Genomic DNA, 23,795 nt, shown 5'->3' with positions numbered 1-23,795 from the left:
AATAAATAAGAAGTTATACTCTATTTCATTTATTGATATAGGTCTATAATGGTGATTATTAACAGGGGGGAGTGATGGGTGCGAATGAAGAAAAAAATACAGGGTCTTGCCATTATTTTTGGAATCGCTTTCTTTTTGTGTTCGGGGTGTACTTTGATTCAAGATCCAATGAGCAAACCGGTACCCAAGTCCAAGGCGGAGAAGATAAATATAGTCATATCAAATCTCGGAATGACCTTCCCCCCGGGAATGGATGAGAATGACAACCGCTATCTGAACTATATTGAAGACCGGATCGGAATCGACATTCAGGTCAATACACCACCGCCAGAAGTATATGATGAGAAGCTTGATGTCATAATGTCTTCAGGTAATTTGCCGGATATGCTGCATGCTTATGAGCCTGTCTGGTTTGATAACTACGTGAAACAGGGTGCATTTATGCCGCTGGATGATCTGATTGACCAGTACGGACCTCATCTGAAAGAGAAAATACCCGGGGAAGTCTGGGATAGAGTAAAATATGGCGGAAAAATATACTCAGTACCCAGCTTAAGTGAGGTTGCCGGCGTGGAGCTGATGTATGCGCGACAAGATTGGCTGGACCGAGTCGGACTCCATCCCCCGGTCACGCTGGAAGAGTATTATGAAGTCATACGGGCATTCACCGAAGATGATCCGGACGGCAATGGCATGGATGATACGATCGGTCTTACCTTAACTGTCAATCTGGGACGATCCTCTCCTTTTTTCGGCGCTTTTGGTGTACAGCTGAATACCTGGTTTGAGCGGGAAGGGAAGCTTGTAAACGGAAATATTCTGCCAGAGACGAAGGAAGCACTGGCCTTCTTCGCCAAGCTGTATCAAGAGGGATTCCTTGATCGAGATTTTCCGCTGAATTTGCAAAATAACTTATATGAAAAAATTGAAAATGGAACCGTAGGTCTTTTCTCGGCAGCCTGGTATGACACGCGAGGACCCATAGCGGACAACATGAAGAAGGATCCGAATGCACACTGGATTGCTTTGGAGTTTCCTACAGGTGAAGGCGGACAAAAAGGAGTCTACGGCAAGGACATTATTCGGGGATATAACGTAATTCCAGCAGGATCGAGCAATGCCGCTTCCGTGATTAAGATGCTTGATTTTATCGCAAATGACTATAAAACGTTAAAGCTTGGCTTCGAAAACGAAATATGGAGATGGGAGAACGACCATATTGTCACAGATTTCGGGAAACATGACGAGCATTTGTACCGGGGGATATATCAGTCTCTGGTGGATGTGCCGGACCCTGTCCTATCCAAGCAACGGCTTGATTCGCTTGGGGATTTTCAATTATACAACAATTTGGAGATGATCAAGAAAAATACAATCAAAAATGCGTTCTATGGGATACCGACACCAGCGATGAGCAAATATGACAAGAAGCTGGAGGGGTTAAACGATACATTTACCAAAATCATCATGGGGCTCGAGCCGATAGATTCCTTTGACCGTTATGTGGAACGCTGGAAGCTGGAGGGGGGAGAGGAAATAACAAAAGAAGTGAATGAGTGGTATCAGGCACAGAAGCGTACCGAAGCATCCGGGGGAGGGACGGAATGAACCAGCTTCCTAGAAAAATTGCAGAAGCGTTCTCACAAAATATTCAGACCAGATTGACCGGGTACTTCTTACTGATCCTCCTGCCGCTTGTGATTATCAGCTTGTTTGCCGTTGAGAGATCACGCGATATTCTTTATGAACAGGCAGTTCAACGAACGGAAATGGCACTTGCTTCTGCGCTGAATCATTTCGATCTGGCCCTGCAAAATGTAGAGGAAATATCTACGCTAATTGCCGCAGATCCCGGACTAAATGAACTCTTAAACAAAAACAGCTCCAGTTTCTCAACGAGCTCAATCGTGGATTTTTCGAAAATTCTGGAACAGTTATCCAACTCGGTTTCCGTCAACCGGTTTGTATCGCAAATATCGATTTATCATCAAGGCTCGAATATGTTCATCTCCACTAATTTTGGCGGACGTAAGCTGAGATCAGAGCCACAGCAGGCGTGGCTTGTGGATTCGGCCAGAAGAAATGGTACAGGCATTTCCTATGTTATGGCGGATTCCCCTATAGGCGATGGGCTTACGTTCGGGAAGATGACCGGCACGGATTCCATCTCATTAATTCGTTCCATGGATCTTTATAATTCGGAGCGCCAGTCGAATTTATTAATTGTGAGCTTAAACAAGAGCAAGCTGCTGAATGTGCTCAAGACACTCCAGCCTGCCGGGACAAGTCGGGTCTCTTTGATGAACGAGAAGGGAGAAGTCATCATTGAGACTGGAGGGTATGAAAACGATGGAGGTGTAATGAAAGATGAGATGGAGGTGACACTGGATTCCGACTACTCCTCGTGGCGGCTTGCCTTAGTTCAGCCGAAGAAGGAGCTTTACGAGGAAACGGATCAGCTTCGTTTGTTTACCTTTGCGATTATTGGGCTTAGTATTGTGCTTGCGATCGTCATTTCATGGGTTGTCTACAGCGGAATTGCTTCACCTGTATTGAAGCTGACTAAAGGAATGAGAAGATTAAGTCATGGTGAGATGAACGTGTATATCGACACGAAAAAGCAGGATGAATTCGGCTTTCTTATCCAGTCCTTTAACCGCATGGTTTCTATTCAAAAGCATCTGATTGAAGATCATTACGAGCAGCAGCTTCGTTTGACAACGACAGAACTGAAATTTTTGCAATCCCAGATTAATCCGCATTTTCTGTATAACACACTGGATTCGATCTATTGGACAGCTAAAAACTATGAAGCGGAAGAGATTAGCGAAATGGTTATGAACCTGTCCAAGTTTTTCCGTTTAAGCTTGAACAAAGGCAGAGAGGTATTCTCCATCGAGGAAAGCATAATGCATCTGCACTATTATATTCGTATTCAACAGCTTCGTTTTCTGGACAATTTTACAGTGGAGTATCAGCTGGAAGAGGAGAGTAAGAAGGTCAAAATCCTAAAGCTGCTGCTTCAGCCCATAGTAGAAAATGCAATCATACATGGAATGGAGGGGAAATCCTCAGGTGGCTGCCTGATCATCTCCAGCAGAATCGAAGGGGAGAAATTTGTACATATCCGTGTTCAGGATAATGGACCGGGTATTGAAGCGGAGAGACTCCAATATATCAGGCAGGAGCTCAGCCTCATGGGAGCACGAAATGTTCCTTCACTTGCAAAAGAGGAAGAGAATATTAAAGATCTGTTTGGGCTCCGCAATGTATTTATGAGAATGAGACTGTACTATGGAAATGAATCGGATATGACGATTGAAAGTGCGGTAGGGGCAGGAACTACCGTAAACATTTCGATACCACTCGACCGCTGCGAAAGTGAAAGGAAGGAGAGTGTCTAATGAATTTGATGATTGTCGAGGATGAGCCGCGTCTGCGTAACTCACTGGCCTACAATATTCCATGGGAAGAGCATGCAATTGAGGTTGTAGGTCTGGCTGCAAATGGCCTTGAAGCCCTTCAGCTTGCAGAACGGAAAATGCCGGACTTAATGCTTGTGGATGTACAAATGCCGGAGATGGATGGCTTAACATTAATCAATAAGCTTAGAAAACGACCGTCCGGGGGCTCTTTGCTCAAAATCATTATTTTGAGCGGGCACGATAATTTCGAATTCGTACAGCATGCGATGGAATACGGCGTATCGAAGTATTTACTTAAACCGGCAGGGGAGATGGAAATATTACAAGCGGTTCTGGAGGCAAGAGATCAACTACGTAATGAAATGAATCAATGGAGGACGACTGCAGAACTGGAACGAAAGTGGAAGGAACATCTTCCGTATCTTCAAAATAATTTTATGCTCAACTGGGTACACGGAAGATACAAAGAAGAAGAAGTGCTGGCAAGAAGCAAAGAGCTTTTTATCGATATTCGAGAGGACGCCCAGTTCGCCGCAGCGGTTGTAGGCCTTGATCCGATACCCGAAGGAGACACCAGATTCGGAATGGAAGATCAAGAGCTGCTTCGGTTTATGATCCGCTGCCTGGCGAGCGAGTTACTGTCCAGTTCCTTCTGCAGGATATGCACAGATCCGGATTATGATTTGCTGCTTCTGTTCATAGCAGAGCCTCACCGGGATCCCAATGAAGTTATGCTTCAAATTAACAATACCATCGTTAAATTGTTGTCCCAGACGAAAGTAGTTTTAAAGCTAACCGCAAGCGCAGGCATTAGTGCAGGGACAGGCGGAATCAGTGACGTAAGCTGCATGTATGCTCAGGCGGCGAAGGCTTTGCAGGAGCGGGTTGTTTATGGTCATGATATCGCGATTCCGTATCGGGATATGGAAAGTACATACAGGCAGGATATATCGACCATGCCCCAGATGGAGAAACTGTTGGAGATTGCATTGGAAACGGCAGATGAAACACGGGCGATGGAGGTATTGACCCAGTTGTGGGAAGAAGGCTTGTCGCTGACAGAGTCCTCAGAGGAATTTCATGAAGCTGTATTGTACATGAACAGCATGTTCACCCGTATGATGATGAAGCAGGGGTGGAGAATTAAGCATGTTGTGAATGAGGATTATGTTTATTTTGAGAATATTAAGCTGTTGAATACAAGAGCGCTCACATGGTCATGGCTGACGAGAACCGTTCAGAATATTACGGCATATATGAGAAAGCAGCGAAAGTCAACGACACATCAGGTGGTGAAGGAAATTCTATCCCTGATTGACCAAGAGATTGATCAGGAGATTACATTACATACTGTCGCAGATCGATTATATGTGAATTCCTCGTATTTGAGCAGACTGTTTAAGCAAGAGATGGGTGTAGCTTTTTCCACGTATGTATTAGAGCAGAAGATGGAAAGGGCGAAACGGGTTTTGCAGGAGGGACATAAAGTTTATGATGCAGCCCGTTTAGTCGGATACCGTGATGTCAGTTATTTCACCAAAGTATTCCGTAAATACTGGGGAGTGAATCCCGGTGAGTTCAAGTCGTAAACGAAGGCATCCAGAATGGCCTGTGACATCAGGCTATACTGGGTGTCTTTTTTATGTAGTCGTAAAAGGGAAAGTATACAAATTACCATAAAAAGCAATGGCCTTCATCTATTTTGTAATCGTTTTCAAAATTAAAATGGAATTACTTATCAAGCTCAGTCCAAGCAAAAAACAAGGGGGAAGTAATATGAAATCCGAAACAACTCAACGCCCCAAACCTCATTTGAAAAACGGATATTGGCAGCGTCTGTGGTCGGATATATGGAAGGAATGGGATTTGTATCTGCTGCTTGTGCCAGGAATTTTATTTATTTTGCTCTTTAAGTACACCCCGATGTATGGGATTACGATTGCATTTAAGGACTTTAACATTTTTACAGGCTTCGCGGACAGCCCTTGGGTAGGATGGAAGCATTTTGAGAAGCTGTTTACCTCTCCAGATTTTGCACTCGTGTTTAAGAACACGGTCATTATCAGCCTTCTAAAGATTATAATCCTGTTTCCACTGCCGATTATTGTCGCTCTAATGCTGAACGAAATGAGGAAAATGATCTTTAAACGAACGATCCAGACGATCATTTATCTTCCACACTTTCTGTCTTGGGTCATCGTAAGCGGATTGTTCATTGATCTGTTATCGACCAATGGAGGGCTTGTTAATAAATTGCTCGTTTCGCTGCATATGGAGCCGATTGCCTTTTTTCTGGATAACAGCGTATTCCGCAGTGTGCTGGTCACCTCTGCAGGATGGAAGGAAACGGGCTGGAGCACGATTGTATATTTGGCCGCTTTCAGCACGATTGACCCGGTACTGTATGAGGCTGCAAAGATTGACGGGGCCGGTAAATGGAAGCAGTTGTGGCATATCACGCTCCCTGGCATTGCGCCAATTATTATTTTGATGTTCATTTTGAGACTTGGAAGCATCCTTGAAGCGGGGACCGAACAGATCCTTGTCATGTATAATCCGGTCGTTTATAAAGTGTCCGATGTCATCGGGACATACGTTTACAGACAGGGTCTTGGTAATCAGGATTACAGCTTCACAACGGCAGTTGGTCTATTCGAGGCGGTCATTTCGTTCACGCTTGTCATTGTTGGAAATTCATTAAGCAAAAAGTATCTACAGCGGGGAATCTGGTAATGAGGAGGAGCGAATGATGAGTCATCAACATGCCTTGCAGTCAGGAAACGGTACAAAGGAAAAGAGCATGATTAAGACCTCTGTCGGAGAACGATGCTTTGCCGTATTCAATTATATTTTCTTTATCCTTATAGGCTGTACTACGCTTATTCCATTTGTAAATCTGATCGCCAAGTCGCTGAGCAGCGAAGCAGCGGTGGTTTCTGGAACTGTGGGTCTTCTCCCGGTGGGGCTGCAATTTGACACCTATAAATATGTGCTGCAAGACTCCATGTTTCTGTCTTCTTTAAAAACCTCACTGCTCCTAACGGTCATCGGCACCACGCTAAGTCTTACAATGACGACGCTTACAGCCTATCCGTTATCCAAGGTCAGGCTCCGGGGCCGTAAATGGCTGCTGCTGATGTTCGTCTTCACGATGCTGTTCAGCGGAGGGCTGATTCCTACCTATTTGCTGATGCAAAACCTGAATTTAGTGAATACGCTCGGTGTCCTGTTTTTGCCGGCGATGGTGAACGTATTTAACATGCTGATTATTAAAAATTACTTCGAAGGTCTGCCCGACTCATTGGAGGAATCCGCCAAGCTGGACGGTGCGGGCAATATTCGAATCCTGATCCATATCATGCTGCCGCTGTCTTTGCCTGTTATGGCGACCATTGCACTGTTTTTCGCCGTTGCGTTCTGGAACGATTTTTTTGCAGCGATGATTTATATTACGAATCCGGAGCTGAAGCCGCTTCAGCTGTACCTGAAAGAACTGATCGTATCTTCCAGCGGGGATTTTCTGAGAAATAATATAGATGCTGCGATTAATACGACGCCGCAATCGATTCAGGCATCCTCTATCCTGCTAGCCACCTTGCCGATTCTGCTCGTTTATCCTTTTTTGCAAAAATATTTCGTTAAGGGCGTTCTCGTCGGCTCGGTAAAAGGTTGATGAAATGTAATTTTCGTAAAGGCGGTGATGCTCAAACACGTCATTGGTAGTTTACAAGTATTCATTTACCAGGAGGGTTAAAAATGAGAAAAAAATCAGCCATTCTCGCCATTTTATTAGGGTTAAGCTTGGCCATTTCCGGTTGCGGCGGCAGTACGACTCCAAAGGCAGATCCGCAGCCGCCGGATACGGGGACTAAGGCTCCACCAGCTGAGACAAAGACGGATGATGCTAAGCCAAAAATACGAATGATTATGCAGTACGGCGTGTTTGATCCAAGTAAAGAGTTTACGAGTCAATTGATTACAGAGAAGACAGGGTATGAGGTCCAGTATGAAATGCTTCCGGCTGAGAATGCGGATGAAAAGCTGAATCTGCTCGTAGCGAATAAAGAGAATTTTGATGTGATGAAGCTGAATTCCGCCCAGTTTTACAGTCTTGCTACAGCGGGTGCATTGGAGCCTATAGATGAACTGCTTGAGGCGTATGGCACCAATATCAACAAGGCGATCAAGCCTGCCTCCTGGGGCAGTGCAACCATTGACGGGAAGAAATACGCGATTCCGGAAGTCGGTTCGGGCGTAGCGGTAGGTGAGGAGCTGGTTGTCCGTCAGGATTGGCTGGATGAATTGGGGTTATCCGTGCCTACCAATACAGATGAGCTTTACACGGTGCTAAAGACCATTAAAGAGAAGAAAAATATAATTCCGATGACGGGAAGTAAAGATTCGATTTACGGTGACATCGCTACGACCTTTGGCGTTTTAACCGATTGGAAGGATGTTGATGGCAAGCTGGTCCATCGAGCAGAGCTTCCGGAGATGAAAGAATTCATCGCGTATATGAATAAGCTCTATACCGAAGGATTGCTGGATACAGAGATGCCGATTAATACCGCCCAGAAGGCGATAGAGAAGTTTACAAGCAATAAAGCGGCTGTTTACAAGCTGGCATGGTGGAATGCGGGCAGTACGATTGCAGCACTTGAGAAGAATTCTCCTGATGCGAAAGTATCCATTATTCCTTATTTGAAAGGTAAAGATGGCAAGGCAGTAGTTGGTGCAACGGCAAATACGAGCTGGTTTATCGCCATTCCAAAAGCTTCTAAAAACAAAGAAGAAGCGATGAAGTTCCTGGATGCGAAGCTGGAGCCGGATACGTTCAGAGAGCTCGCCATAGGTAAAGAAGGAGTTCATCATGAAGTGAAAGACGGCAAGTACTATCCGATTCTCCCGAAATTTAACGAGGATCTGGGTAACGGCAGCGGATTCCTGACCGGGGTTGATGAAGAGATGTATCCGACGTATTGGCAGGCTCGTGTACGTAAAGATCCTGTACTGCAGATGTATTTTGAAACATTCCAGAAAAATGCGGAGGGCATTATCGTCGTTGATCCAATGTCACCTGCACCGCCGATTGAGGCTGTTTCGAAGAACACTTTGAAACTGAGAACACTGCTGGATGACAATGTACTTAAATTCATTACGGGCTCGGAACCACTGGAAAACTACGATAAATTCCTTGAACAGTGGAGAGCTGAGGGAGGAGCGGATATGGTTAAAGCCGCCAATGAGTGGTATCAAACCGTCAAATAAAGAGGGGACATCTGAGAAGAGCAGTTGCATGTGCAGCTGCTTTTTCTTCAAAATCTATTCACTAATGAAGGGTGGTATTGTAATGAATATTAATCTTCGGAGACGACTTGCTTTAATTCTTAGTATGATTCTGATCCTCTCTCTGGTGAGCTCGTGGAAACCTGGCACCGCTGTACAGGCTCAAGGGGGTGAAGAGGAATCGAATCAAGTGACTCTTGTTTCTCAAGATGAACAGCAGCGATTAGTGATGACGGATATCAATGTGGATCAGAATGAACTATCGCTGGAAAACGATTATCTCGCATTGTTTACAAGCAAAGGAAGAGTTATTGCGGGTGTGTATGATGAACAGGTTACCGTTCCGTCCCGGCACATGGCTTTGGTTGTAGATGCCTCCGGGAAGGTGCAGCAGAAGATTGGTCCGAGCGCCGACCCCGAGGCGGATTTGGGTACGGGTGCAGAGATAACAATCCCGGATGGAGGGTATATAGTTCTAGCGGACGATGCTTCATCGGAGAATTCGGAAGATCAGGAGCGGTTGATTCTTCATTATGAAGTTGGTGATCAGGTTAAACTGATGCGCGGTGAAATGGAAGTAACCGCTGTTGACTTTATGGAGCCTGGTCTTGAGCTTGTTCCGAATCCAGAGTCTAATCCGGACACCGGCACAGTGCCAAACACAGAGCCAAACCCAGGTACAGAGCCAGTGCCAGGTTCTGAGCCGGACGCAGAAACTAACCCAGTTCCAGATCCATCTCAGGAACCAGAGTTGAAGCCTGAACTGGTAATGAACACTCCGACGGATACGATTGTCACGATTCCATTGATTGAGATTAATGGTTATGTTAAGGATTATGAGGAGAATGCGGCGATGAAAGTGCTTATTAACCAGAAGGAAGCACCGATTATAGCTAATGGAAGCTTTCGAATGAACTTATATTTAAATACAGGTCCGAATCAAGTGACGGTGCAGCTGATGGACGGTGAGGAAGAGTTGGCATCGATGTCGCTGAATATTGTGTATGACCATTCAGAGCAGAATGAGGATTACATCGAGGTGGAGGCTGCTCCTCTTGATATTACAATCGGAGTAGAGGGGCCGCGAAAGAGACTGAATTATATCGATCAGAACGTGACCGGTATTGAGAATATCATCGCCTTGTTTACTGGGGATTTCGGTGCATCTATCGTTGTTCCACAGCATAATGTGGCGGTTCAAGTCGATAGCAGTAATCGAGTGATGACGGTTATTAATCCGTCTATCAATGGCAAGCCTCCGGCATGGACTGGCCCAACTGAGCTTTCGATACCGGAAGGCGGATATGTAATGATGGCGCAGGATAACAGCTACTCGAATAATGATATTAAGCGGTTTTTGGCGGAAAAATTCAAAGCCGGAGATGTCATTAAGCTTCGGAAGAACGGTGAAGTGGTTGAAGTGAAAGACTTAATGGGCGGTAATGGATTTATAGCGAGGTTAGAGCTGGATAATGCAAAGATGTACACAGTCACTGACAGTCAAACGACTATCAGCGGCAGAATTGAACATATGGATAACCCGGCAGCAACGAAGCTGCTGATTAACGATGAAGAGGTTTCTTTTGATGAAGATGGTTCCTTCTCGCATGCACGCTCTCTGGAAGCTGGAACGAACTACATCGATGTGAAGGTGCTGAAAAATGAGATTGAGCAGGATCAACGCAGCATTGTGGTTTTTAGCAGACCCGGATTTTCTCCGGATAAAGAGGTAATCCTGTGGGTCGATCAGGCAGCCAACGCGAAGAAGTTCCAGAGCAGAGCTCATGTAAAAGAGTTCTTGGAACAAGCGCAAAAGGGCGGGGTTACCACTATAGTCTTCGATGTGAAGGGTGTTGAAGGATTTGCTTCATATAAAAAGAGTACACTGACTCAGCGTCCTTATGTAAGTGAGATTAAAGCGCCGCAAAAAGCCGGGGCGAACCCTGATCTGGATCTTCTCCAAGAATTTATCGACCATGGACATGCGCTTGGCTTGAAAATTCATGCAGCAATTAATGTGTTTGCAGAGGGCTCGATCGCGCATCAGGAGTTTGCTGTTCTTGACGAACATCTGGAATGGGAGGAACGCGTTCATTTTGCCGAGAACAATGGAGAGATCAAGCGTCTTCGGGAAAGTGCCAAGCAAGGCTTGGTCGCTTTTGTCAATCCATCCAATGATGAGGTCAGAGATTATGAGCTGAAGACTTTTGAAGAAATTATTAAGAATTATGAGGTTGACGGCGTTGTTCACGATCGAGGTCGTTATGACAACGAAGGCGCTGATTTCAGCGATGAGACGCGGGTTAAATTTGAGCAGTTCTTATCGGATAGAGGCAAGCAGCTTGAGCACTGGCCAAATGATATTTTCTATTATGAGAATAACGTTCGTGTGAATGGACCGCTCATTCAGGATTGGTGGGAATTCAGATCGGGAACGATCAAGAGTTTTTTTGGAGAGGTTAAGAACCTTGTCGATTCGTATGAGGCTGAATCCGGCCGGAATATTCAGGTTTCTTCCTATGTAGGTTCATGGTATGAGACTTATTTCTTAAATGGGGTAAACTGGGGCAGCGAGAACTTCCGATTTGATCCAAGACTTGGGCTGATGGATGAATCCGTATATACCGAGGACTATTACAAAACAGGTTACATCGAGTATTTAGACTTTCTGATGATTGGTGCCTATCAGACGACAAGCCAGGAAGTTAAGAAATATATTACACTTGGAAATATAGTAACGAACGGGGAAATTCCGCTGTATGCGGGAATTGCGTTAACGAATGTGCAGACACCGGCAATGCAGCGGGATGTATTCCAGGCTGGACTAAGCACGACCAACGGGTTGATGCTGTTTGATGCTTCTCAAGTCAACTGGCCGATTGTTACGGCTGCGCTGCAGGATCGGGAATGGGTGAAGGATTATCAACTGGGGATGAGCTTGCCGGGAAAACCGAATGAATTTTTGGAGGGAAGTTTCTATAATGTGAACCGGGTGGAAGGCAACATCAATGTGATGACAGAAGCCTTCGGATATTCAACAGGAACGAATCGTTTCGGGGTTGAGGTCGTTGTCGATGCATCCGGTGAAGTAACGCATGTTGTTAACCGGGATCAGGCCATACGCTGGAGCTGGGGCTCGCCTGAAGAAAATAACAGTGTGATTCCTCCAGGAGGATTCGTTATTTCAACGCTCGATCCTTCGGGAACCCGGACGAATAGGCAGCTTGTTGCCAATGCCTATAATACAGGAGAGCAGGTTCGATCAGCCGTGTTAAGCGGGCTTATGGATGATGAAGGAAAACAGACGGCGAAAGGTAGCGTAAAGGTAGAGGGTCATGTGGAAGTGCTCGGAGCTGGTACAGTGGTTACAGTGAAATTTAATGGAAAGCCGGTGAAGGTGAAGAAGAATGGTGATTTTACGGCTTCGATTCCGCTCTCTCTGGGTGATAATCGAGTTACCATTGACGTATATGTGGATGAGATGAAGACGAACAGCAAGTCCTTGGACATTACCAGAACTTCGAATGGAGGGGGAACAGCTCCTGGGAATCCGGATGGATCAGGAGGTTCAGGCGGCGGTCTGTGAATCCGGGGACACCGATGAACTTATGCAAGGACGCTCAGCGGATCGATTCGACCCCCAGGCTTCAACAACACGTGCAGAGGCAGCCGTCGTATTAAAAAGAATGCTGCAGACAGCGGGGTTCATGAACAAGTAATGGCGAAGAAATAGCTTAGAGTGACACACAAAAAAGCTGTCCTGATCGTAGATTTGTCTACGAAGGGACAGCTTTTAGCTATTTTTGCGCTTAAAAAGTATCTTGAGATGACTATTTAACAAATTCGCTAGAGTTTAAACGGGATGGATGGACGGCCAACCAAGCTCAATGCCCTCTTGAGTCAGCCTCTGCTGAAATTGAGCCATCTCCGTTTCATTATTTCGCACGGCGGTAGGAACCAGCTTTCGATCCAGACAGTAGCTTACACAGTATCCTGCCGCTTCTCCAATATTCCATTCTACAGGATGCAGTCTGTAGCAGCCGTTCGTTATATGGGTAGCTCCGATGTTCTTGCATGCGGCAAGCACGTTGGTTACCCGTTTGGGGATCAAGCTGCCCAGCGGAATCTGAAAGGGAAGAGAAGAAATATCGATATAAGGTTTGCCACCTGTGCTCGGATGCAGGTCGATGCGGTAGCAGCCGATCCCCACGGAATCATGAAAGAATTCTGCTCTCCCATCCGGACGTGCATGTGTTGCTACGTGCTGCTCCAGCACCGTGAATTCTGCATGAATACGTCTGGATTCACGTATGTAAGGGTATTTAGCAAGACCATCCTCTGTTCCAACCACATCAGGTCGCAGCCGAAGCCCAGGATAACCCAGCTTGCCGTCCAGACGAGGCGCCTCGGTCTGCAGCCAATAGAGCAGGGAGAGACTGAGCTGTTTGGCTCCGTACAGATGTCGATTCTGCTCTTCCTCACTGACATCAATGACAGAACCTAACCAGTAGTCATTCTGCGGCCAATTGACTAGTGAAACAGGACTCTGAAAGGTTCCCTTTCGAAAATGGGATGGATCTATAATTTGACGATACTGAAACAAAGAGAATTTATTCGTCCCGGGAAAAATCTCATACCTTACGGGCTCCATCGTAGAAGGTCTTACTCCACTCAAACTCAGCAAGTGATCGGGCCAGAAGTCAGGCTTATAAGTACGCCAAAATTCATATTGCTCCGGCTTGTCGATCGTATGGTTCTCATTCGGAACGTAATCCATTGCAAAACAATAGGTAAAGCCCTGCATATTCATCGGCTGTGCTGCTCCATCCACCGCATGCGCTTCTCCCGTCTGAGCCTTCGATTCTGCACCCGTAACGTATTCAATGCCTGCTGCTGGAAGAAGATCACCACATTCCGTAGCATCGAGGAAGAAGGGAGCTTGTAATACAATCCGCTGATGATGGCTAATGTTTTTGACAGTTACGCTGATGATCTGATCGCCTTCGACCTCGGCCTCTTCGAGTACATATCCATATATGATCTTTATTCGTCCACTGTGAATATATGGGGCCAGCATGTCATTCAGCACAGCCAGAGCTGCGCGGGGCTCATGACACAGTCGACTAACGATTCCGCTTCCAGGGTTCAGGCGGGTATTCGCTCTGGATTCGGCGGTTAAAGGGAAATTTCGAGTGTAATATTGCCTCACACCCTGTCGAAACTCACGATAACTCCGCGTACAGCCAAACGACTCGATCCAGGGATGCTCGTCTGGCGGTACGGCCTGACTTGTTAGCTGACCGCCGATCCATTCCGTCTCTTCGGTCATAATGACGTTCTTTCCTGATTTGGCAGCCGCGAGAGCAGCTGCGGTTCCTCCTGTGCCGCCTCCGATAATAACGACGTCTGCATGCCACTCCTTAACCATTGATCAAACCCTCCTCTGCAGCTGAAATAAGACAAAGTTGTCCTTCTTTAATCAAATCTAAGCTCAGTATCCAGATGGGAACTTATGAACTCATCCTCATTGTAAAAGCTCAAAGGCTTGATATGAACGGTAGGCAGGTGACCATTTATGGTAAAACGATGCTCTTTTTAAATTCGATATGAATGCAAATTAAGGTTCGATGCGTTAATGTGAGGGGAGCCGAGAATCCTCCAACCCCTGTCGCTCCAGTAAAGGAAGACTAATTCGGACGCTTGTCCCGTAACCCGGTTCACTTTCAATCTGAACCCCATAAGATGATCCGAACAATAACTGGATTCGGCTGTGTACGTTACTGATGCCTATTCCTGATAAATGGTGGCGTTTCTTTTGCTCCCTCATTTGATCCTCCACTGCGGCCATACCGACACCATCATCAATGATCTCAATAATCAGAAGGTCTTCCTGTCTGCGGATAAAAATATGAATATTTCCGCTGGACTTGCCGGCAAAAGCATGGAAGAACGAATTCTCGACAAATGGCTGAAGAATAAGCTTCGGTACAAGCAGCGGCAAGCAATTCTCCTCAATTTCATAATGAACGCGAATCTCATTGCCGTAACGAATTTGCTTAATATACACGAAATGCTTCAGGGTTTCGATTTCCTGTTCAATGGTTACGCGATCTTCCGTAGAACCTATAGTATTCTGCAGCATGGAGATCAGACTGTTTATTGTCTCGTCTACTTGGTCGATCCGGTTCATTTTGGCCAGGTACTTAATAGAGCTCAGTGTGTTGTATAGAAAATGGGGATTAATCTGCATCTGCAGCGCATTCAAATCCGCTTTTCGGCGTTCTTGCTGCTCGAATACAAGCTTTTCTGTATATTGATCAATGACTTTAATGAATCGATTGTAGGCCTTTGTTAACACGTTGGTTTCATAACTGGCTCCTTCTTGAAGAGGCTGATATTTCAAATTATTTCCGGTAGAGGCTTGCATCGTCTTGACCAGCTTGTAAAGCGGGCGTGTTATCCGCCTGCTGAGGGAATAAACGAACAGCATACTGATGATCAGGATGAAGGGAACAACCTTCATGATGTCAGATGAAATTTTGTAAAGTGGAGCAAAAGCTGTATGTTGATCAATCTCTTCAACGAGGTAGGCGTTGTACTCCGGCAAAAAATAAGAAATATAGGTTTTTTTATTTCCCATATCGGACCATATTCCATTCTGTTCTTTTGAAGAGTTTTCCGCTACAGCAAGCAGCTCTGTATCTTTCATGCTTATCTGTTCTTTGATGCTGCTGGATAGCACGCTACCGTCTGAGGCAATGAGTGAGATATGAATTCCGTCTGATATATAAGGTTTATATTTTCGGTATATATTTAGTTCATCCATGATGACGGCAACATAACCGTACATACGATTGCTGCTGGATTCAATTAACGGTTTGACGGCAAACAGGTAATTATCGTAGGGGACCGATTCGGAGAATAGATCGAGACTGCTGTAGTACTGAATCCGATTCTGGAATTGTCCGTCCTCGCTCATGAACTTAGATATGAAATCTTGAGGGACCTTGTCCCATTTCAGGGAGTTGCTTGAATAATGGCGCCCCCCTTCACCGGGAATGCCAGATACAATGATATGGGAGTTTTCCGGACTAAGATAATCCTTGTAAAGATCCATATATCTTCCGAGTGCAATGACAAGCTTGATTTCTTCCAGGGACGTGTTTGTTGGCTTGGTAATGTAATCTTTAAACTCCGAGCTTCGGTTGACCTGCAGCATGGTATTAACAACCTGGCCGTTATAGTCCAGCAAATCATTCTTCATCAGATTCATATTCGCGGATGCGCTTCGTACAACCTGCTCCAGCAAGATTCGTTCCGAAATGTAGGAGGAGGCGAGCATCAATAATATAGAGATGATAATAATGCTGGACACCATCAGCATGAGGATTTTGATGAAGATACTATTCTTACGCAGCATGAATTTCACCTGACTTTATTGTGGGATGTGATTTCGGTATTCAACAGGAGTCATGCCGGTCATTTTTTTGAACACTTTTGAAAAATAATTATGATCCGAGAAACCGGTTAATTGACTGATCTGGGAGACCGACAAATCATGGTTATGAAGCAGCTCTTTGGCTTTATCAGTTCGTACCCGATTGATATACATTGTTATGTTTTCATTTGTATGCTGCTTGAAATAGGAGGACAGATAGCTGTAATTCATATGAAACTTGTTCGCAAGATCTTTAAGTGAAAGCTCCTGGGCGTAATTCTGGTTCACATATTCATAAATCTGATGAAGAACGACTGATTGCGGATCTGTATAATTAGATAATGCTCTTAGCTCGTCCAAAAATTGCAGCTGAACATTTTCTAATTCGTCCAAATCAAATGCCAGGTCAATGGTTTTAAAGAGCTTGAGCTTGGATGTGCTTAGGCTTGATAATGGATATTTCATCTGTTCCAGCGTGCTTAAGGCGTAGTAAATTATGTTTTGACACAAACGTTTTAGACTGTACTCATCATAAGCTTGCGTGGATCTTAATTGAGCAAAAAAAGCTTGGGTTTGAGCTACAGCATCATCAATAGCATGTGACCGGAGCGCTGAGGTGAATTTTCCTTGGTCAAAATCGATTGAATCACTTTCACGATTGATTTCACCTGCAAGGACGCAGTGTCTGCCAGGGAAATATAAGAGCTTGCCGAACAAATCCGTTAGGTGTTTATATTCCATCTGAATTCGGGATATGTTTCTAAATTCATCTGAAACTACAAATTTGATGTATGAAAGCGATATCATTGCGTGGTTTGCAAAGAGATGGATACGGCTCTGTACTTCCTCAGCTTGATTGTAGTCATAGTTGACCAGCAGAAGACATTCATTTTTCAGAAAAACACAGGAATACTTTAAAGAGCCGAGGTGCTCCTGGGCGAGGTCAATCATAACCTGCTCAATCCGGGCTTGAGTCCAGTTGGTTTTGGTTAGAAGGATACTTATGCTGGCTGCCGCCATTCGAAAACGAGTGAAGGGGAAATACTCCTTCAATTCCTCCCAGTCGTAATCCCCGTCATGATCAAGATACACGTCTGAGCTGAGTAAATGCCCGAGTTTTAATGCAAAATCAGGCTCTTCAGTCTGTGCTTCGAACTGAACAGGTGATATCTCGCTGCAAAGAGACTGTATTAAGGAAGTTAAATCTGCTGCAGAAACTTTCGGTTTGAGTAAATAGTCGGTGACACCATATTTAAATACTTCTCGAACGTAGTCGAACTCGCTATAGCTGCTGAGTACCAGTACTTTTATATCAGGATAATGTTTACGCATCATTTTAGTGAGTTCAACACCATCCATGACGGGCATGACAATATCAGTAATGACAACGTGAGGTTGGGCTTTGTCCATGATCTCTAGTGCTTCTTGACCGTTGGAAGCCTCTGCTACAATCTCAATTCCGAATTCGTTCCAATTGCATAAATGTTTAATTCCTGTCCGCAAGATGCTTTCATCATCCACAATCATTACGCGGTAAACTGTTGAGCTTTCATTCATGATGTGTGACACCTCGCAGTAAAGTCTATTTTCTTCATCATATACTAATCTAAAAATCTTGCATATGAATCAGATGTGATGTCAAAAATCTACAATAATAAATACTAGGATCCGAAATTTTTACTATTGAAGCGTTTTCATTGTAATAACAATCCATAATTTATACTAAAGAAAAGAGAATAAAGCTTATACAGGCTAATCGCTGATTTCTTACAATAAAGATGCAAAAGGGAAAACGCTTGCAACAATAAAACAGGGGGTTATATCGCATGAAGATAAAGTTCTTATCCGTATTGCTGCTCGTTACTATGACTGCTTCGCTTTTGGCGGCATGCGGGTCATCTGGCTCGGATTCCAGTAAAGAGGGAGGCTCGAAACAGAGCGAGGGGTCGAAGAATAAAGTTGTGGCATGGGCGTGGGACCCGTCATTTAATGGCGCCGCTTTAAAAATTGCTGAAGAGCTGTACAAGAAGGACCATCCAGACTTTGAGCTGGAAGTGGTTGATATGGCAAAAGCGGATTTGGAGCAAAAACTAAATACCAATCTGGCAGCCGGAGTGAAAGAGGGACTTCCTGATATTATTCTAGTCAACGATCCGAACATTCAGAAATATGTGACAGCGTATCCGAATACATTTGCTGATTTTACAGACAAAGTAGATTTCACTCAGTTCTCTCCATATAAAGTGGATGCACTCCGCATTGATAATAAAATTTATGGTGTTCCGTTTGATATCGGGGTAACCGGGATGTTCTATCGGTCGGATTATTTGGAGCAAGCCGGCTTTACGGAAAAAGATTTAGAGAACATTACTTGGGATCAATATATTGAAATCGGAAAAGTTGTAAAAGAGAAGACAGGCAAGTACATGGCTACGATCAATCCGAATGATGAGGCTTTAACCTCTATTCTTTTGCAATCCGCCGGCTCCTGGTACATTACACCGGACAATAAAGGCAACTTCGTTAACAATCCTGCCATGACAGAAACGCTTCGTGTTTATAAAGCAATCGCTGATTCCGGCATTGCTAAGCCGGTAACAGGCTGGAGTGAGTTCGTCGGCAGTTTTAACGCGGGGGATGTTGCGACGGTAGTATCCGGAGTATGGCAAGTCTCTTCCATTATGGATGCCAAGGATCAAAGCGGAAAATGGAAAGTTGCACCGATCCCTAGACTCGAAGTGGAAGGCGGCGTCAATGCATCCAATGAAGGCGGTTCAAGCTGGTTTGTATTGGACAACAGTGCAAATAAAGACCAAGCTATCGATTTTCTGGCAAAGACCATTGGCGGCAGCAGTGAGTTCTATGAGCGCTTCCTGAAAGAAAACGGCGGTGTAGGTTCTTATATTCCTTCGTTCTCCAGTGAAGTATACGGCCAGAAGTCGGAATTCTTCGGTGGACAAGCGATTTATCAGGATTTCACCAAATGGTCCACCGAAGTGCCGGGTATTACACTTGGTATGTACACCCAAGAGTCCAAAGACGCCCTGAAGAACGAACTCCCCAATATCCTTCAGGGAGCAGATCTGACACAAAGCTTGGCTAACATTCAGAAATTATTCGAACAACAGGTGCAATAAATAAATAGTTAGCAGGTGGTAATCCATGGAACGAAAGTGGAATAAATCATCGCTGATGGGATGGCAATTTATCGCCATTCCATCAGCACTCATTCTGTTATTCAGCTTCTATCCGATGTTTCAATCACTATTGCTGTCCTTTCAATCGGGTAAAGGTACCGTTTATCACTATGTAGGCATTGACAATTATGTACGCTTATTTTCAGACCCGATGTTTAAACAGGCTGTATTGAATACACTGCTGTATCTTGTAGTCCAAGTCCCTATCATGCTTATGCTTGGCATGGTCATCGCACATTTGCTAAACAATCCGCAGCTCCGCTTTAAAGGCTTTTACCGGACGGCAATATTCTTACCTTGCGTCACATCGCTCGTATCCTATGCGGTTTTATTCAAGAGTATTTTTGCCGTGGATGGTATTTTGAACAAGATGCTTTTGTCGGTCCATATGATTCAAGAGCCTGTGGCATGGCTGATGGATCCAGTCTGGGCGCGTGTAGTCATTATTGTTGCGATTACATGGCGCTGGACAGGTTATAATATGATCTTTTACTTGTCGGCCATGCAAAATATTGACCCGAGTATTTACGAAGCTGCTTCTATTGATGGAGCGTCCAAACCACGTCAATTTTTCAGTATTACGATACCGATGTTAAAACCGATCCTTTTATTCACAGCGATTATTTCGACGAACGGAACACTGCAATTGTTCGATGAAGTGGTGAACATCACGAACGGCGGACCGGGCAATTCAACGATGACGATCTCTCAGTACATCTATAACCTGTCCTTCGTTTACACACCGAACTTTGGATATGCAGCTACGGTATCCTATGCCATCGTATTTATGGTTGCCGTCCTTGCGCTGATCCAGCTAAAAGTAGGAGGGGAGAAACGATGAGAAAGCTTACTTCAGCAGGTGTTCATTTGTTCCTGCTCACGGCATCCTTTTTATCTCTTTTTCCTTTCCTGTGGATGATCATGGGGATGACGAACAGCTCGTCGGATATATTGAAAGGTAAGTTTGGTTTCGGTTCGATGTTTATGGACAATGTTCACAGGTTGCTGGACATGACGAGCCTCGGTTCCGCATTTATGAATTCTACCGTTATTGCTATTGTGGGGACGATCGGGACGCTGATACTCAGCTCTATGGCCGGGTACGGCTTTGAAATTTACCAATCCAGAGGTAAGAGCCGTCTGTTCGGGTTGCTTATGCTGTCCATGATGATGCCGTTTGCAGCGGTTATGATTCCACTTTTCCGGATGTTTAGCGGTATGGGACTGTTGAACACGCCGACAGCTGTGATTTTGCCTTCGATTACAACGGCGTTCATGATTTTCTTTTTCCTTCAAAATACGAAATCGTTTCCGCGTGAACTGCTGCAGGCAGGCCGGGTGGACGGGCTAAGTGAGTGGAAAATATTCACCCGAATTTACATGCCAACGATGAAGCCGACCTTCGCGGCGGCAGCCATTATTACATTCATGAACTATTGGAACAGCTTCCTGTGGCCTTTGATTGCTTTGCAAACTCAAGACAAAAAGACGCTGCCGCTTGTTGTTTCATCCCTGGCGTCATCGTATAATCCGGATTATGGCATTATTATGGTTGCCATCGTCATTACGACATTACCGTCTGTATTAATCTTTTTCTTACTGCAAAAGCAATTTGTTCAAGGGATGCTCGGTTCTGTGAAGTAATTAAGGCGAGGTGATTGGTATGGGAACAGGATTTACGGATCGGCTGCTGCATGGTGCGGACTATAATCCGGAACAGTGGCTGCATGATCCCGAGGTATTAGAGCAGGATATCCAGCTGATGCTACAGGCTGGCTGCAATGTGATGTCGGTTGGTATTTTCTCTTGGGCTGCTTTGGAGCCGGAAGAAGGGAAATATCAGTGGGGATGGATGGATCATGTGATTCATCGTCTTCATACGAATGGAATCTCCATCTTTTTAGCGACCCCATCCGGCGCACGCCCGGTCTGGCTGGCACAGAAATATCCGGAAGTGCTGAGAACAGGCCCTAACCGACAGCGGAATCTGTATGGTGCACGGCATAATCATTGCTATACGTCTCCTGTATACCGGGAAAAAATAAAAAATCTGAACGGTCAGTTGGCAGCCCGTTACGGCAATCATCCTGCCGTCAAGCTCTGGCATATCTCCAATGAGTATGGCGGAGAGTGCCATTGTGAATATTGTCAGGATGCTTTCCGCGTATGGCTTCAGCAGAAATACGGGACGATAGAACATTTGAATGAGCAGTGGTGGACTACGTTCTGGAGTCATAAGTATACGGACTGGTCGCAAATCGAATCACCGGCGCCGCATGGGGAAAATGCTACGCATGGCATGAATCTTGACTGGAAGCGATTTGTAACCGACCAGACACTGAATTTCATGCAGCATGAAATTTCCGCAGTAAAGGTGAACAATCCGGAAATTCCGGTAACGACGAATTTTATGTATTATTTCAACGGGTTGAACTACTTTAAGTTTAAGGATTTCATAGACATTGTTTCTTGGGATAACTACCCGACATGGCACAAGAAAGATGATATCGATATTGCGATAGACACTGCGATGTGGCATGACATGATGCGTTCCATTAAACGCCAGCCATTTTTACTAATGGAGAGCTCTCCAAGCAGCACCAACTGGCAGAGCGTATCGAAGCTTAAGAAGCCGGGGATGCATATCCTCTCTTCCATGCAGGCTGTTGCACACGGCTCGAATTCCGTACAGTATTTTCAGTGGCGGAAAAGCCGCGGTTCAAGCGAGAAGTTCCACGGCGCAGTTGTCTCTCATGACGGAAGCCCAAATACGCGTGTATTCCGGGAAGTAAGCCAGCTTGGAAGTCTCTTGGCAGAAATGTCGGGTGTTGCCGGTACGGAAATGAATGCTGAAGCTGCTGTTGTGTACGACTGGGAGAACAAGTGGGCTATTGAAGATTCACAGGGACCTCGAAACATCGGCATGGAGTATAAGGAAGAAGTTCAAGCTCATTATCGCTCTTTAATAGAGCAAGGGATTACTGTTGATTTTGTGGATATGGAATGTGAAATAAGCAGCTATAAGCTTGTCATTGCTCCGATGTTGTATATGCAGAGAGCCGGTTTTGAGCAGAAGATGCGCCATTTTGTAGAGCAGGGCGGTACGCTTGTGATGACATACTGGAGCGGTATTGTGAATGAGAACGACCTTGTTCACTTAGGAGATATGCCGCATCAGTTAACGGATGTCGCAGGCGTTATCAGTGAAGAGATCGATGGCTTATATGACCATGAGCATAACCGCGGACGGGTTGTTGGACAACTGGAGGGTCAAGCATTAACAGGTGAGTATTCTTGTTCAAAGCTGTGTGACCAGATTCATCTGCAAGGTGCGGAAGCTTTAATAATATATACCGATGATTTTTATGCTGGAAATCCTGTAGTGACTCGAAACGCTTATGGTTTAGGTCAAGCGTATTATATTGGCAGTCATTTCGAACAAAAATTTTACGATGACCTGTACCATGACCTTATTCAGCAGCTCTCTTTAAAGCGTGCATTAGATGTGAACATGCCTAAAGGAGTATATGTGACATCACGGGCAAATGCACAAGAGCAATATCTTTTTGTTCAGAATTTCACGCCAGACTCTAAGGTTATTCCCGCTTTAGGAGCGGGTTGGTCACCACTTACCCGGGATGTAAACCTGAAGGGCGAATGGACGGCAACAGCGTATGAGATTTTGGTAGCGAAGCGTAGTCTGGTGTAGGTTTTTAGAAACAATATATTAATTATTCTGCTAATTGCCTGTAGAGTAATTCGCAGAGACAAAAAAAGGAATGAGCATTTTGCTCATTCCTTTTTTTTTGCATGTATAGGCCAATCAGAAGAATTGCTGCTTGAATACTTATTCAGAATTTCAACTGTACAATCTGAATCGCGATACAAATGGAAGGCAGTTTTCCGCGTACATGCACTTCTGGGCCTTTGCCTACATACAATAAGTTGATCAGAACCGAGCGCGATAAAAGGCCGGTTGCATTGAAATTCGCAGGAGGTGTCCCCAGTGCCTGGACTGTTTACCGCTATTGCTTTGTTCATTAAAGAGCTCAGTCTGCTTGTGTCGTATGTGAAAAATAATGCTTTTCCCCAGCCTCTGACGGAAGAAGAGGAGTCAAAGCACCTGGAGCTAATGGCGGAAGGCGATCCGAACTCCCGCAATAAGCTCATTGAGCACAATCTGAGATTGGTAGCTCACATTGTGAAGAAATTTGACAATACCGGCGAGGATCTGGAGGATTTGATATCGATCGGAACCATCGGTCTGATTAAGGCAATTGAGAGCTTTCGCCCGAATAAAGGCACAAAGCTGGCGACATTTGCGGCCCGTTGTATTGAAAATGAAATATTAATGCACCTTCGAAGCTTGAAGAAGACTCGCAAGGACGTTTCACTTCATGATCCGATTGGAACTGACAAGGAGGGGAACGAATTAACATCATTAGGTTA

16 protein-coding genes are annotated in these 23,795 nt (G+C 45.0%); 13 read left to right on the top strand and 3 right to left on the bottom strand.

Features of this window, described 5'->3' with window-relative positions:
- Window positions 1–168 precede the first annotated feature (168 nt).
- From BN1234_RS04720 to BN1234_RS22185, 8 genes are all read left to right on the top strand, one after another.
- Entirely contained in the window at window positions 169–1,608 is a 1,440-nt protein-coding gene (locus BN1234_RS04720; protein ID WP_245640093.1) for an extracellular solute-binding protein, read from the top strand.
- Entirely contained in the window at window positions 1,605–3,404 is a 1,800-nt protein-coding gene (locus tag BN1234_RS04715; RefSeq protein WP_054955506.1) for a sensor histidine kinase, read from the top strand. The genes BN1234_RS04720 and BN1234_RS04715 overlap by 4 nt, the downstream gene beginning before the upstream one ends.
- Entirely contained in the window at window positions 3,404–5,014 is a 1,611-nt protein-coding gene (locus BN1234_RS04710; protein ID WP_054955505.1) for a response regulator transcription factor, read from the top strand. The genes BN1234_RS04715 and BN1234_RS04710 overlap by 1 nt, the downstream gene beginning before the upstream one ends.
- 187 nt (window positions 5,015–5,201) lie before the next feature.
- On the top strand, window positions 5,202–6,158 hold the full coding sequence (locus BN1234_RS04705; RefSeq protein WP_054955504.1) for an ABC transporter permease: 957 nt from the start codon (window positions 5,202–5,204) through the stop codon (window positions 6,156–6,158).
- Between the two features lie 13 nt (window positions 6,159–6,171).
- Window positions 6,172–7,098, top strand: coding sequence for a carbohydrate ABC transporter permease (locus tag BN1234_RS04700; protein WP_370733786.1), 927 nt, complete (start codon window positions 6,172–6,174; stop codon window positions 7,096–7,098).
- Between the two features lie 83 nt (window positions 7,099–7,181).
- Window positions 7,182–8,693 (top strand): extracellular solute-binding protein, encoded by a 1,512-nt coding sequence (locus tag BN1234_RS04695; RefSeq protein ID WP_054955502.1) that lies wholly within the window; start codon window positions 7,182–7,184, stop codon window positions 8,691–8,693.
- An 82-nt stretch (window positions 8,694–8,775) separates the two neighbouring features.
- Window positions 8,776–12,297 carry a family 10 glycosylhydrolase gene (locus tag BN1234_RS04690; RefSeq protein WP_082423097.1) on the top strand — a complete coding sequence of 1,174 codons (3,522 nt, stop codon included), beginning with the start codon at window positions 8,776–8,778 and terminating at the stop codon, window positions 12,295–12,297.
- The gene (locus BN1234_RS22185) at window positions 12,266–12,430 is read left to right on the top strand and encodes an S-layer homology domain-containing protein (RefSeq protein ID WP_156337149.1); all 165 of its coding nucleotides are present in this window, start codon (window positions 12,266–12,268) and stop codon (window positions 12,428–12,430) included. Before BN1234_RS04690 ends, BN1234_RS22185 begins: the two co-directional genes overlap by 32 nt.
- A gap of 134 nt (window positions 12,431–12,564) precedes the next feature.
- Here the strand turns inward: BN1234_RS22185 and BN1234_RS04685 are convergent, their stop codons facing one another.
- From BN1234_RS04685 to BN1234_RS04675, 3 genes are all read right to left on the bottom strand, one after another.
- Window positions 12,565–14,139, bottom strand: a complete 1,575-nt coding sequence (locus tag BN1234_RS04685; protein WP_054955501.1) for an FAD-dependent oxidoreductase — start codon at window positions 14,137–14,139, stop codon at window positions 12,565–12,567.
- A gap of 204 nt (window positions 14,140–14,343) precedes the next feature.
- Window positions 14,344–16,131, bottom strand: a complete 1,788-nt coding sequence (locus tag BN1234_RS04680) for a sensor histidine kinase (RefSeq protein ID WP_054955500.1) — start codon at window positions 16,129–16,131, stop codon at window positions 14,344–14,346.
- Window positions 16,132–16,146: 15 nt separating this feature from the next.
- The gene (locus BN1234_RS04675; protein ID WP_054955499.1) at window positions 16,147–17,706 is read right to left on the bottom strand and encodes a response regulator transcription factor; all 1,560 of its coding nucleotides are present in this window, start codon (window positions 17,704–17,706) and stop codon (window positions 16,147–16,149) included.
- Window positions 17,707–17,975: 269 nt separating this feature from the next.
- Between BN1234_RS04675 and BN1234_RS04670 the strand changes: the two genes are divergently transcribed.
- From BN1234_RS04670 to BN1234_RS04650, 5 genes are all read left to right on the top strand, one after another.
- A complete protein-coding gene (locus BN1234_RS04670; RefSeq protein WP_054955498.1) occupies window positions 17,976–19,286 on the top strand; it encodes an ABC transporter substrate-binding protein in 1,311 nt (436 codons plus the stop codon).
- 25 nt (window positions 19,287–19,311) lie between these two features.
- Complete coding sequence (locus BN1234_RS04665) at window positions 19,312–20,187, top strand: carbohydrate ABC transporter permease (RefSeq protein ID WP_054955497.1); 876 nt, start codon at window positions 19,312–19,314, stop codon at window positions 20,185–20,187.
- Window positions 20,184–20,990, top strand: coding sequence for a carbohydrate ABC transporter permease (locus BN1234_RS04660; RefSeq protein ID WP_054955496.1), 807 nt, complete (start codon window positions 20,184–20,186; stop codon window positions 20,988–20,990). The genes BN1234_RS04665 and BN1234_RS04660 overlap by 4 nt, the downstream gene beginning before the upstream one ends.
- Window positions 20,991–21,009: 19 nt before the next feature.
- Window positions 21,010–23,055, top strand: a complete 2,046-nt coding sequence (locus BN1234_RS04655) for a beta-galactosidase (protein ID WP_054955495.1) — start codon at window positions 21,010–21,012, stop codon at window positions 23,053–23,055.
- Window positions 23,056–23,352: 297 nt separating this feature from the next.
- A partial coding sequence (locus tag BN1234_RS04650; RefSeq protein ID WP_156337148.1) for a sigma-70 family RNA polymerase sigma factor occupies window positions 23,353–23,795 on the top strand: 443 nt, incomplete at its 3' end.

This window comes from Paenibacillus dakarensis (assembly GCF_001373415.1).
GTDB classification, from domain to species: domain Bacteria; phylum Bacillota; class Bacilli; order Paenibacillales; family Paenibacillaceae; genus Paenibacillus_AQ; species Paenibacillus_AQ dakarensis.
This window is presented reverse-complemented; position numbering and strand designations above follow the sequence as displayed.

Excerpts from the sequence above, each read along its gene's own strand:
- BN1234_RS04695 (WP_054955502.1), top strand. The coding sequence starts at position 7,182 with ATGAGAAAAAAATCAGCCATTCTCGCCATTTTATTAGGGTTAAGCTTG.
- BN1234_RS04715 (WP_054955506.1), top strand. The coding sequence starts at position 1,605 with ATGAACCAGCTTCCTAGAAAAATTGCAGAAGCGTTCTCACAAAATATT.
- BN1234_RS04720 (WP_245640093.1), top strand. The coding sequence starts at position 169 with ATGAGCAAACCGGTACCCAAGTCCAAGGCGGAGAAGATAAATATAGTC.
- BN1234_RS04670 (WP_054955498.1), top strand. The coding sequence starts at position 17,976 with ATGAAGATAAAGTTCTTATCCGTATTGCTGCTCGTTACTATGACTGCT.
- BN1234_RS04675 (WP_054955499.1), bottom strand. The coding sequence starts at position 17,706 with ATGAATGAAAGCTCAACAGTTTACCGCGTAATGATTGTGGATGATGAA.
- BN1234_RS04680 (WP_054955500.1), bottom strand. The coding sequence starts at position 16,131 with ATGCTGCGTAAGAATAGTATCTTCATCAAAATCCTCATGCTGATGGTG.
- BN1234_RS04660 (WP_054955496.1), top strand. The coding sequence starts at position 20,184 with ATGAGAAAGCTTACTTCAGCAGGTGTTCATTTGTTCCTGCTCACGGCA.
- BN1234_RS04665 (WP_054955497.1), top strand. The coding sequence starts at position 19,312 with ATGGAACGAAAGTGGAATAAATCATCGCTGATGGGATGGCAATTTATC.
- BN1234_RS04710 (WP_054955505.1), top strand. The coding sequence starts at position 3,404 with ATGAATTTGATGATTGTCGAGGATGAGCCGCGTCTGCGTAACTCACTG.
- BN1234_RS04685 (WP_054955501.1), bottom strand. The coding sequence starts at position 14,139 with ATGGTTAAGGAGTGGCATGCAGACGTCGTTATTATCGGAGGCGGCACA.
- BN1234_RS04700 (WP_370733786.1), top strand. The coding sequence starts at position 6,172 with ATGATGAGTCATCAACATGCCTTGCAGTCAGGAAACGGTACAAAGGAA.
- BN1234_RS04705 (WP_054955504.1), top strand. The coding sequence starts at position 5,202 with ATGAAATCCGAAACAACTCAACGCCCCAAACCTCATTTGAAAAACGGA.
- BN1234_RS22185 (WP_156337149.1), top strand. The coding sequence starts at position 12,266 with ATGGATCAGGAGGTTCAGGCGGCGGTCTGTGAATCCGGGGACACCGAT.
- BN1234_RS04655 (WP_054955495.1), top strand. The coding sequence starts at position 21,010 with ATGGGAACAGGATTTACGGATCGGCTGCTGCATGGTGCGGACTATAAT.
- BN1234_RS04690 (WP_082423097.1), top strand. The coding sequence starts at position 8,776 with ATGAATATTAATCTTCGGAGACGACTTGCTTTAATTCTTAGTATGATT.